10 protein-coding genes are annotated in these 12,671 nt (G+C 43.2%); all 10 read right to left on the bottom strand.

The window, feature by feature from the left end:
- Window positions 1-40 precede the first annotated feature (40 nt).
- Window positions 41-1,675: a PucR family transcriptional regulator gene (locus ACQKMF_RS24680; RefSeq protein WP_402945313.1), complete on the bottom strand. Its 1,635-nt coding sequence runs from the start codon at window positions 1,673-1,675 to the stop codon at window positions 41-43.
- 157 nt (window positions 1,676-1,832) lie between these two features.
- Window positions 1,833-2,051, bottom strand: coding sequence for a hypothetical protein (locus ACQKMF_RS24675; RefSeq protein WP_101225679.1), 219 nt, complete (start codon window positions 2,049-2,051; stop codon window positions 1,833-1,835).
- Window positions 2,052-2,068: 17 nt separating this feature from the next.
- On the bottom strand, window positions 2,069-3,547 hold the full coding sequence (locus ACQKMF_RS24670; RefSeq protein WP_427575394.1) for an NCS1 family transporter: 1,479 nt from the start codon (window positions 3,545-3,547) through the stop codon (window positions 2,069-2,071).
- A gap of 42 nt (window positions 3,548-3,589) precedes the next feature.
- Entirely contained in the window at window positions 3,590-5,008 is a 1,419-nt protein-coding gene (hydA, locus tag ACQKMF_RS24665; protein WP_101225677.1) for a dihydropyrimidinase, read from the bottom strand.
- Between the two features lie 14 nt (window positions 5,009-5,022).
- The gene (preA, locus tag ACQKMF_RS24660) at window positions 5,023-6,309 is read right to left on the bottom strand and encodes an NAD-dependent dihydropyrimidine dehydrogenase subunit PreA (RefSeq protein WP_427575392.1); all 1,287 of its coding nucleotides are present in this window, start codon (window positions 6,307-6,309) and stop codon (window positions 5,023-5,025) included.
- Window positions 6,310-6,335: 26 nt separating this feature from the next.
- Window positions 6,336-7,694, bottom strand: coding sequence for an NAD(P)-dependent oxidoreductase (locus ACQKMF_RS24655; RefSeq protein ID WP_427575431.1), 1,359 nt, complete (start codon window positions 7,692-7,694; stop codon window positions 6,336-6,338).
- 710 nt (window positions 7,695-8,404) lie between these two features.
- Entirely contained in the window at window positions 8,405-9,670 is a 1,266-nt protein-coding gene (gene hflX / locus ACQKMF_RS24650) for a GTPase HflX (RefSeq protein ID WP_402945301.1), read from the bottom strand.
- Window positions 9,671-9,740: 70 nt separating this feature from the next.
- On the bottom strand, window positions 9,741-9,890 hold the full coding sequence (locus ACQKMF_RS24645; RefSeq protein WP_157831163.1) for a hypothetical protein: 150 nt from the start codon (window positions 9,888-9,890) through the stop codon (window positions 9,741-9,743).
- A 52-nt stretch (window positions 9,891-9,942) separates the two neighbouring features.
- The gene (locus ACQKMF_RS24640) at window positions 9,943-12,066 is read right to left on the bottom strand and encodes a heavy metal translocating P-type ATPase (RefSeq protein ID WP_427575390.1); all 2,124 of its coding nucleotides are present in this window, start codon (window positions 12,064-12,066) and stop codon (window positions 9,943-9,945) included.
- On the bottom strand, window positions 12,059-12,430 hold the full coding sequence (locus tag ACQKMF_RS24635) for an ArsR/SmtB family transcription factor (protein ID WP_427575388.1): 372 nt from the start codon (window positions 12,428-12,430) through the stop codon (window positions 12,059-12,061). The genes ACQKMF_RS24640 and ACQKMF_RS24635 overlap by 8 nt, the downstream gene beginning before the upstream one ends.
- Window positions 12,431-12,671 lie beyond the last annotated feature (241 nt).

The raw sequence follows: 12,671 nt of genomic DNA, 5'->3' as shown, positions 1-12,671 counted from the left end.
ATTCAAAAAAGGATGTCCTTGGGACACCCTTTAGTCTTACTTATCTTCCAATATATTTGTCTACATATTTCCCTCTGACCTTCCTGCTGCTGTATTGTAAGAAGTCCAATGCAAAAATCATGAATTCTAGGCCCAGACGCTTATCTGAACGCATAAAATCAGAACCTAGCAGTTTCTCCAATTTTTCAAGTCTATGATATAGCGTTTGCCGGACAATGAATAGTTGTTTCGATGTTTCCTGTTTAGAACCGTTACAGGCAAGGTAGGTCTTTAAGGTAGGCATTAACTCACCATTGTTTTGCTTGTCATATTCAATGACAGGACCTAAATATTCGTACACCGTTTCCTCCAGATTACCATGCTTATTTATGAGCGATATCATGCGATGCATATGTAAGTCCTGATAAAAGATGCTCCTGTTATCCTCCGGTAACGTATCCTGAAGCAGCAAAGTTTCACGGGCCGTTTCATAACTTTTATAAATCTCACTTAACCTTTGAACATGCTTACCAAACCCAATGGAAAGCAGACCCATACGATTACGCCCGCTTACATCCATTTTCATGATTCGATCCACCGCGCTTGTAACCCTTGATTTCCAATCTTCAGATGAACGATTATCACCTAAAATAAAAACAAGATGCTGATGTATTTCCATGGAAAATATCTGAAAGCCGTACTGTTCAAAAACAGTTCTAAACATTATCTTAAAATAGGTTCCATCTAATTTTGCGGAGTTTTTATTATACTTTGGGTGTTGTTTGCAAATGCAAACAATTCCGCCATCCAAATGCATTTTCGGATCAATATAGGAAAGCCTCTCCCGGATTGCTTCATCACTATATTCACCTTCAATCCAATTTGTAAGCCATATACTTTCTTCCGACATTTTCTTTTCTTCAATATATAACTCCCTTAATAGATGCTGTGCCAATGCGGTAGCCGTTCGATCCAAAATCAGTGAATCAAAATCAGTCAACTCTCTGCCGTTGCTGCATATGAGCAATTCAGCATAATTTTCACCAAGCACTCGAATCGGCTGTCCAAGAACGGTTTTATCCATGTTCCGCTTCTCTTCGTATATGTCCGCCACCATTTGATAGGTTGTTTTTTTCTTTATTTTTGGAAAGCTGGCTATATCATTTTCATTAAAGATAAGAATAACCTGTACATTTAAATAGCTGTGGAGAAATTTTAGAATTGGTTCATAATGGTCAATTTCGAGGAGATTTTTATTTAGCTGCTGGGAGTAACTTTCTAAGTTGGAGATCATTTGATATTGTTTATTGATGATAAGGGAATGTATATCCTGCGTGATTTCTACGAAAGGGACTTCTTCATGAAATAGGATGATAGGGAATTGCCGTTCATTTGCGAGATCGATGGCACATTGCGGCACTGCCATGGTGTTGGCGCCAATCTCTATACAGAGTCCAGCTGCATCGCATTCAATTAACTGTCTTAAGTAGGATAGAAATGTGTCATCGCAGTCTTTCCACCCTAAACCGGTAGTCAGTATCAGTTCGTTTCCATTTAACAAATGGCTGATTTGGGTGACTTCCATGCAGTGGACCCACTTCACTTGACGCTTTATCCCACTTCTGCCTGCAATTATATCCGTCAGATCAAAATGCTTGCGTGTTAGAATTTCCTCGATTGTAATCGATGTATTCATCCAGCCACATCCTTTTATAAAACTGCTTTAAAATCTATTATAAACGGACAACCCTTAAATCTCCAGACACTTGTCAGAAAATCTAACGTCAAAATTCTACAAAAAACTCGAACAAAAAGGGCCCATTCGTAAGGAATAGGCCCGGTACATGACGATTTCAATTCAATTTTTTTTTGAAAAGCAATGTAGAGAAGTATTTCCTTCCTTCCGGGGTTTTGATGTTCAATTGCTTCCATTCCTGCTTCGTTCCTTCAATCAGTTCAAAATCGAGAAAGGCTCCACTTAAACTTTCGGAAACCCGGGTGATTCGATATCCTCTTTCAAGTAAAAAATCGATTTGTTCCCTTTCTAAGCGATAGTCTTGATATTCGGACATTTCCATTCCCCCCTTTTTCAAACGTTCTCCTTGCCGGTCGTAAAAGCCATCTCTTCCTCAAGTTCTTGACCTTTCCCAATTATCCAATCCCTGCCGACGGAAATGCCTAAATATTTCTCATCGCTCGGATCAATGATTTCAGCTTGTTCATATCGCTTGAACCACCAATACTTAGCTAATATAAAATAACTTGCACCGCCGAGAAGAAAGCCAATAATAAACGAGTAATTTGAAAAAATCGTTGCACCGATTCCTCCAATCACCCAAGAAATGATTCCTGCCCAATTCACTCCATTCAAGTATTTATACTGGCCTTCACTTTCATAGAGTTCTTGTACATTCACTCTCCGTTTACGAAGGAAATAGTAATCCGCTACCAGGATGCCGACAATGGATGCCAGGATTCCGCCTATTATTAATAAAACTTCTATTATGATGCCGAACAGGCTCCATGGCTGAACTACTATCCCAATCACCCCCGCTACAACGACTCCCGCCCAAAATGGCATTTTAGGACCCATGACATTGGAGAAAATGGTAGCTGCGGGAATGACATTGGCCGTAGTATTCGTCGACCATTGAGCAAATACGATCATGATCAAAAGGACGCCGAGGGCAATTCCACTTGCTGATCCCTGTATGGCAACTACAGGATCATAATTGGAAACAGCCATATAAGAAACCGCCCCGATAATCACCATGAACGTCTGAGTGATGGGATAGGTGATAATATTCCCAATTATTTGCCCCTTATTGCGCTTGAACCAATTTTTTTCATTTTTTGGTGCCTTTATATATCGGGAAAGCGTTGGCATATCTGCAGTCAACGTGCCCCAAAATCCCATATTTGCCATAATGACGACCATGAAAGCCGTTGCGGCGGCCCCGCCAGTGACCGGACTTTCAATCCAGGACCATACATCTCTTCCTTGGGCTACAGCCTGATCGGATAGGGTGAAATACATCCAGCCGGAAATTAATATGATGACGGGCGCCGCCAAGTCGGCGAATCGTTCTATCGACTTTATTCCCATTGCCGTGTTGACTAATTGTAAAACGGCAAAAATGAGGAAGCAGATAAACCAATTATCAAAATCAAAAAGGGTTGTGAAGATAGCGTTCATTGCAGTGGCTCCAAAGTAAGTATTTAAGCCGAACCAGCATGACGCTACAAAACCGCGTACAACCGAAGGGATGTGGGTGCCAATCGTACCGAACGGCGCCCTCATATAAACAGGGAATGATATTCCATGTTCAACACCTATATCCCCTGTCATTGTCATCAAAAAGCCGAGAACCACACAGGCAATGACCGTTGCAAGAACGACCCAGCCTAAGGATAAACTTTGGACACCGTTCCCACCGATTGCGAAGGCAGCCAATACTACAGCCATGCCCACCCAAATGAAACCAAATCCGGCTGCACTTATGTTTTTCTCACTATGAGGTATAGGCAGCAAATCGGGAGACTTTAAATAATCTTTCTTCTCACTCATAGAAAATCCCCCTAATTTAATTTGCAAGATTCCTTACCAAAGTTAGACTGTAAGCTTTTTCCCTGTATCCGGCTTCAGCGCCGCATTATATTTTGCCCGTTTCAGGAATTGCCCTTTTCCAGCTTCGCCTACAAATTGTTTGTCTTTAATGACGAATTGACCTCTCGATAAAACGGACACCGGTTCACCTGTAATTCCCATACCTTCAAAAGCATTATAATCTACAGCCATGTGATGGGTTTCTGCAGAAATGGCTCTTTCAACTTTCGGGTCAAAAATGACAATATCAGCATCCGAACCTACCGCTATCGTACCTTTCTTCGGGAATAATCCAAATAGCTTGGCGGCACGCGTGGATGTCATGTCGACGAATTGATTCAAGGTAATACGCTCTTTCATGACCCCTTCAGAAAAGAGGATACTCATGCGATCCTCAATCGTTGGCCCGCCGTTCGGTATTTTCGTGAAATCTTCACGTCCAAGTTCCTTCTGTCCCTTAAAATCAAAAGAGCATTGATCGGAGCCGATCGTTTGCAGCTGGCCCGTTTTCAAAGCATTCCATAGCACTTCCTGGTTTTTCTTCTCCCTTAACGGCGGGGACCATACATATTTAGATCCCTCGAAATGGGGCTTTTCAAGATAAGATTGGTCAAGAACTAGATATTGCGGACAAGTCTCCCCCCAAATATCCACCCCTTTATTTCTTGCCTCAGTAATCTTTTCAACCGCATCTTCACAGGTGACATGAACGACATAGAGCTGGCCATTTGCCATTTCCGTAAGTTTGGCAGCCCGTCCAGTTGCTTCCCCTTCAAGCTCTGGAGGCCTTGTTAATGCATGGTAAATTGGATCGGTGTTACCTTCAGCCAGCGCCTGCTTCGTAAGATAATCGATGACATCGCCATTTTCAGCATGAACCATGACAAGTGCCCCAAGTTCCTTTGCTTGCAACAGAGTGCGGTATAGCGTAGCATCATCAGCCTGAAAAACATTCTTGTAAGCCATGAACACTTTAAAGGAAGAAATCCCTTCATTATCGATGATGCTCGGCAGCTCAGCCAATACATCATCATTAATCTCACTGATCATTAAATGGAAACCGTAATCTATGGCCGCTTTTCCAGTGGCCTTTTCATGCCATGTTTCTATCGCTTTCTTTAACGGCACCCCTTTTTCGGTCAAACAAAAGTCGATGATCGTTGTCGTGCCTCCATATGCAGCGGCAATCGTCCCCGTTTCATAATCATCCTTTGTCGTTGTCCCGCCAAACGGCATATCGAGATGTGTATGCGGATCAATGCCCCCCGGAAAAATATAAGCGCCTTTTGCATCAATGATTTCAGCCCCCTCAGCCGGGAGGTCCTTGCCAATCATTGCAATCTTCTCATTTTCAATCAATATATCGGCTTGATACGTATCTGCAGCCGTTGCAATCGTTCCATTTTTAATGATCTTCTTCATATTAGACCCCTCCATCATTTTACGAAATCAACACTTTCACTGCTTATGCCCCCAAGGAACGATTGGCGTTCATTCCACGTCATTGGCGGTAATTCATTTGTCAATTCGATCATATCAATCGCCCCATCGGCCGGACAGACGATCGAGCATAGATTACAGCCTACGCAATCTTCTTCGCGCACTCTCAAAAAGGAGCTGCCTGACGTGTCCTTGAACATATCTATACATTGATGAGAAGTATCTTCACATGCAATATGGCATTTATTGCAGTTAATGCACACATCATTATTAATGCGTGCAACGACCTTATAATTAAGATCTAAATTCCCCCAGTCGGAATAGCGCGGTACGGACTTACCGACAATATCCATCACGGAGGATATCCCTTTTTCATCAAGGTAATTGGAAAGTCCATCAATCAAGTCTTCTACTATTCTAAAACCGTGATGCATGGCAGCCGTACAAATTTGCACGCCAGTCGAACCCATCAATAAAAATTCCACCGTATCCTGCCAATTTGAAATGCCGCCTATTCCGGAAATGGGAACATTGATCTTATTATTCCTTGCACACTCTGCCACCATATTCAAAGCGATCGGCTTCACAGCGGGACCACAATACCCTCCGTGAGCCCCCTTGCCGCCTACATGGGGAATCGTATTCCATGAATGGATATCCACTCCTGCCAAGCTGTTGATCGTATTGATCATGCTTATTGCATCCGCACCGCCGCGCACCGCCGCTTCAGCCGTGACCGTAATGTCGGTTATATTCGGTGTAAGCTTGACGATGACGGGTTTGGATGCAGCTTCCTTGGCCCAGTATGTTTGCTTTTCCACAAGTTCAGGAACCTGTCCCGAAGCAGCTCCCATCCCACGCTCTGCCATACCGTGCGGGCAGCCAAAGTTCAACTCGTAACCATCGACCCCTACATCTTCTATGCGCTTGATGATTTCATGCCACTTTTCCTGTTGCGGCTCCACCATCACCGATGCAATGATTGCATGATCAGGGAACCTTTTCTTCGTTTCATATATTTCTTTAAGATTCACTTCAAGCGGACGATCCGTAATCAATTCTATATTGTTGAACCCGGCAACTCTCTGTCCATTAAAGCTGACCGCTGCAAAACGTGATGAGACATTCAGGATGGGGTCACCCAATGTCTTCCAAACGGCTCCTCCCCAGCCAGCTTCAAATGCGCGCTGGACTTGATAACCTGAATTAGTAGGTGGTGCTGAAGCAAGCCAAAAAGGATTGGGAGATTTAATACCTGCAAGATCAATTGATAAATCAGCCATGATAAGCCTCCTATTTTTCATAGTTATTAAGCAATATCCACCGCTTCGCCCATCAAAATCGAGTCAATTTCATAGGCTGTCTTTTTCCCTTGCTGGGCAGCTGAAACAACCATTGCCTCACCTTGGCCTTTTCCGAAGATCACGTCACCGCACGCAAAGATCTTTTCATGCGATGTCTTATAGGAATCACCATCCAATGTAACGACACCATCATCATGTTCAATGCCGAACTGTTCAATCAATCCTATATATCTGGATTGGCCTATAGCACGAATTACCCCATCGACCGGTATGACGAACTCCGACCCGGGAATTTGGACTGGACGGCGCCGCCCATCTTCCCCTGCCTCGCTAAGCACCATCTTCACGCACTCGATGCCCGTAACCTGACCTCTTTCATCCGAGAGGATCCTGGAGGGTACAGTCAGCCAGTGAAACCCGACACCTTCTTGTTTGGCAAACTCATATTCAAAATCATAGGCTGTCATTTCCTTTTGGGTACGACGATAAATAATGCTCACCTGTTCGGCGCCCAGGCGTACAGAACAGGTTGCGGCATCGATCGCCGTGTTTCCAGCTCCAATCACCGCCATCTTCTTCCCAATGAATTTATCAGTGATTGCCCCTGTTTTCGTTGCTTTTACGAAATCGATTGCATCATAAACTTCAGCCAAATCCTCCCCTTCAATTCCAAGCTTAGGGACATCGGACATGCCGATAGCTAAAATGACCGCATCATAGTCGGCAGTCAGCTGGTTTGCGGAAACATCCACTCCGACCCGTGTATTCGTTTTAATATCAACATCCAAACTCTTTACTTGTTCAACTTCCCAATAAGAAATGCTCTGAGGCAAACGGAACGATACAATCCCGTAAGTATTTAATCCGCCTGGATTCTTTTCAGCTTCGAAAATGGTTACACTGTAGCCAAGCAAGGCTAACTCCCTTGCTGCAGACAAACCCGCGGGACCGCTTCCTACAATGGCAACTTTTTTGCCATTCTTCTTCCCGGCCTTGAATAGGGCTTGTTTATTTTGGATGGCCCAATCTGTGGAATAACGCTGGAGATTGCCAATCATGATTGGCTTTGTAGAGTGGTTCAGGACACATGCTCCCTCACATAACTCTTCAGTCGGACATACCCGAGCACAGCTGGCACCGACAGGATTGGCAGTCATGATCGTCTTGGCCGACCCTTTAAAATTACCTGAAGCTATCTTCTTAATAAAACCTGGAATATCTATTCCCGTCGGACAGGCTTGGATACATGGGGCATCATAGCAGTATAAACATCGATTCGATTCTTCCAAAGCTTCCCTTGGGGATAAACCCCTCTCCGCTTCCTGAAAGTTAATCTCTAGACCACCTTTTAACGGGCTCGTCATACTCATCCACTATTTCTCCTTCCAAACATTTATTTTTGAAAAATAAAAAGGGAGGAATTGCATGCATTTCTCTCTACTGTCCTCATATTTAAACGATTGAAATGATTGCCAACATGGTTTCCGTCAATTTATTCAGCTAACAAGTCATGGCGATTTCCCAGCCAAAATTCTCTCGTTTTGTTTATTATTTCTATCATTCTCTCACTGGTCACTCCTCTATCCCTGCTTCCTTCTAACACAAAAAGCCCCCCCTACTAATCTTAAAAAATCAAAACCTGATGATAAATCAGAGAATTGAGTATTCTTTATTTTATAATGTTGAAAAGCAAGTTACATTATACAAAGTGTAAAGTATTTCCAGATGCTAGATATGCAATATGTAATATTCATGTTATATTTCCTAACAATAAATGATAAACATCGTCATTTTTCTACATTCAAACTCACGTTTCATCATACTTCCTGATATTATTTGGATGATTTGTTCCAAAACCTACTTATCAACACTTTGTCCACATAAAAAAAAGCCCAGAAACTCAATTCAAGGTTTCCTGGGTCTTTTCACTTTTATCCACAACTTATTCACATATTATATGGTGATATTCTCTTTGTTTTTGCGGAACAGAAGCATTTTAACAAAAGTTATCCACATATGAAAATCAACTTTTCCACTTATCAACAAACCGTTAACAATTTATCAACAGGCAGGCTCATTCCGGATGAATAACGTATCGTTTATATTTCTCATAATCCGTTTTCTTGCACTCAAGCTTTATTCGATATCCATTTGCCTCATATTCAGTTTCCGTTATGTGACCATTTTCATTGAAATAGGAAACCAGCTGCCCTTGATCATATGGAATCAGCATTTCACAGTGAGTATAGTCGACAAAAATACGCTGGCGAATTTTTTCGATCAATTCCTCGATGCCGACTTTGTTTTTTGCTGACATATATACAGAGTCACGATTCACCTTAGGGATTTCCAAATCGGTAAGGTCCGCTTTGTTATAGGCAAAAATCGTCGGAATCCCTTTAATGCCTATCTCATTTAAAGTCTTATCCGTTATCTCTATTTGCTGCTCATGATTTGGATTGGAAAAGTCGACAACATGGATCAACAGATCCGCTTCCACCACTTCTTCTAGTGTTGATCGGAATGCTTTTACGAGATGATGGGGCAATTTAGACACAAATCCCACCGTATCAGTCAATAAAAATTCCTTATTATCCGGCAGCGGAATGTTTCGGACGGATGTTTCAAGCGTAGCGAACAGCATATCCTTCTCAAACACCTGCTTCTCTGCTGTTGGATGGAACATTTCGATCAAAGCATTCATGATCGAAGATTTACCTGCATTGGTATAACCGACCAAGGATACGACAGGGATGGCATTCTTTTTCCGCTGTTTCCTCTGCGTTTGCCGGTGTGCAACAAGGTCTTCCAGTTCCTTATTCAATACACTTATATTTTCCTCGATTCTCCTGCGGTCAAGCTCCAACTGCTTTTCACCTGCACCCTTGTTTGTACCGACCCCGCCACTCTGACGCCCTAATGACTCCCTCAAACCTACAAGACGCGGGAGCATATACTGCAGCTTCGCCACTTCTACCTGAAGCTGTGCTTCCTTCGTTTTCGCCCGATGCGCGAAGATGTCCAGAATCAAGATTGTCCGGTCAATCACCTTGCAATCCATGTCCCTCTCCAGATTGCGAAGTTGCGAAGGGGAGAGCTGATCATTAAAAATGACGACATTAGCTTCTTTATACTCAACGAGATTTTTTACTTCCTCGATTTTCCCGGTACCGATAAAATGTGATGAGTTCACCCGATGCAAATTTTGTGTGATGGTCCCTGCAACCTCTACCTCACATGCTTCCGTTAAATTGGCCAATTCCTCCATCGAATACTCAAAATCCCTTGAACCGTTGAGATTAACTCCAACCAAGATAGCCCTTTGCTGTAATTCCATCATTTCAAATCCTTTCCGTACATACCTTACTCCCTATATTATACTTAAACAAACCTATCATGCTGCCTAAAAGTCAGCCACATTGTAGCATACCAGACATCGCCTGCATAACGATTGCTGCCAAAGCAATATTTTTCATTGAACCTCCTTTAACTTTCAACAAAAAAATAAGAGGACCGACTGCTTTTTTCAAAGTTTCACATGAAACAATTGGAAAGTTCATAAATAAAAGCTCCCTGGTGCACCTTAAGATGCGCCAGGGAGCTTTTATTATTCTATTCTTTTATTCTCAACAACCTAAGACTGTTCAAGGTCACTAATAACGTCGCACCCATGTCGGCAAAAATCGCCATCCAAAGTGTTAACCAGCCCGGCGCTATCAATAATAAGGCCAGGATTTTAATCACCAATGAAAACGTGATGTTCTGCTTTATGATTTTTAATGTTTTGCGGCTTAAGCGGATTGTATAAGGCAGCTTCGATAAGTCATCACCCATTAAGGCGATATCGGCAGTTTCAAGGGCCGTATCCGTGCCCGCCCCGCCCATTGCAATCCCTACCGTGGAAGCTGCCAAGGCTGGAGCATCATTGACACCATCGCCTACCATGGCCACTCGATCATATTTTTGTTTCCATCGTTTGATCATGTTCAATTTATCCTGCGGCAATAGCTCCGCCTCAATCTCATGAACGCCAGCCGCCGCTCCAATTGCTTTAGCTGTTCCGATATTATCGCCAGTCAGCATGATCGTTTTTTCAATGCCCAATTCATGCAGTTTCCGAATCGCTTCCTTACTGCTTTCCCTTATTTCATCTGAAACTGCGATCAGTGCCAGGAGCTTCACTTGATCACCAAGCACCATCACCGTTTTCCCTGTATTTTGAAAGCCGCTGATTAATTTAAGCACATCCTCAGAGAACACTATACCTGGCTCTTCTTCAAAAAGATGGGGCTTACCAATGTAATAGATTTCTTGATTGATTTTCCCCTTTATGCCTTTACCGGTGATAGCAGTAAAATCCTCTACCAATAAAGAATGATAGTCCACATCGTGGTTTTCCGCCTTTTGAAGAATGGCCGTGGCAAGGGGGTGCTGTGATCTGCTTTCTAAAGCAGCAGCGATAGCCAGCACATCCTGTTCATTCAACACATCAGATAACAACTTGAAATCAGTCACTTCAGGTACGCCCTTTGTTAAAGTACCCGTTTTGTCAAACGCGATCGCCTTTAAGGCTCCTGCTTCCTCCAAATGGACCCCGCCTTTAATCAGCACACCATGTTTCGCAGCATTTCCGATAGCGGTCACGATGGCGATGGGAGTGGAAATGACCAAAGCACAAGGACAGCCGACAACCAGTACAGCCAATCCCCGGTAAATCCATTCACCCCAATCCCCGTTCATCACAATCGGGGGTAATACGGCAATGGCCAAGGCAATGAGCATGATGGCCGGCGTATAGAATTTTGCGAATTTATCCACGAAGGCTTGGGATGGGGCTTTTTCGGCCTGTGCTTCTTCAACAAGATGGATGATTTTTGCAATCGTCGTATCCTCGACTCGCTTCGTGACCTCCACTTCGAGCAGCCCTTCACCATTTAAGGTTCCGGCAAACACTTCACCCTCAACCGTTTTAAAAACCGGCTCGGATTCCCCAGTAATGGCTGCTTGATTAAGTGTCGAGGCCCCTTTCATGATCCGGCCATCCATTGCAAGCTTTTGACCCGGTTTAACGATCATGATGTCGCCCACTTCAATCTCATCAACCCCAACCATCATTTCGTGATGCCCTCTAAGGATCAAGGCTTCTTTAGGTGCGATGTTCATTAATGATTCGATGGAATTACGTGCTTTATCCATCGAATATTTTTCCAATGCCTCACTTATCGCAAATAGAATGACGACGGTAGCGCCCTCGCCCCATTCACCAAGCACGGCCGCTCCGATGATGGCAACCGTCATTAGGGTGTGCATATCAAAGCGAAGCCTTACAAGGTTTTTCAATCCATTGAAAAATAATGAATATCCTCCAACTATGATCGCAGCTGCATAACCGATTACCGGCATGATGCTTCCATCAGCATATCGATTATCCAATATCCAGCTGACCAGCAATAGGATAACCGAAAACACCACTTTAATATTTTCTTTTTGCTTCCAAAATGGTTCCTTTTGCGTTACCAGTTCCTGTTCACCGCGGATCTTCAGGTTATCAAAGGCTCCCGCCTTTTCAATCTCTTCAATGGTTGCGCTGCCCTGTACCGAAATCTTCGACGCCCCAAAGTTGATTTTGGCATCATTCACACCCTCTAGTTCACGGACATTATTCTCAAATTTAGCCGCACAATTCGTGCAGGATAGACCCTGGATACGATATGTTTTCATTGGGGACTCAGCCATCGACCCTTACCTCCTGCTGATGTTCTAACGCAATCAGAATCAATTGCTTTATATGGTGATCATCTAAAGAATAAAAAGCCAGCTTTCCTTCTTTTCGGTATTTTACGATTGCGTGTTTATAAAGGGTCCGAAGATGATGTGACGTTGTTGCCATCGAAGCACCAATGATATTGGCCAGATCGCACACACACAATTCCTCTTCCGTGCAGAGTGCATAAGCTATCTTCGCCCTATTTTCATCGCCTATAACTTTAAACAGCTTCGACATGCTGGATATATCCACCTGGCCCATTTCTACTTGAATGCGGTTAACCTTCACTTCATCATGCAGGTGAACATCACATATATCTTTCAGTTCCGTCATCTTCTCACACCTCTCATTCAAATATTCGTTTGATTATAATATAACACAATTCCCTGAATATTCAAATCTATGTTTGAATGTATAAGAATCTTTTCTCCTTCCCAAAGTTAATGAAAGTGCCCTTATGTCTTTATATGTGGGCCATCGTTTTTTTGTTTCACATCGGAGTGGCTCCCCAGGAATTTTGCTGAGATGTCCCCTTTCCTATATTCAGGCAAAAAAAAAGAAGGGGCATAAATTC

Origin of the sequence: Peribacillus sp. NPDC101480, assembly GCF_050277335.1 — a bacterium.
GTDB lineage: Bacteria > Bacillota > Bacilli > Bacillales > DSM-1321 > Peribacillus.
The sequence above is the reverse complement of the archived record's forward strand: the minus strand, read 5'-3'. Positions and strand labels throughout refer to the sequence as shown.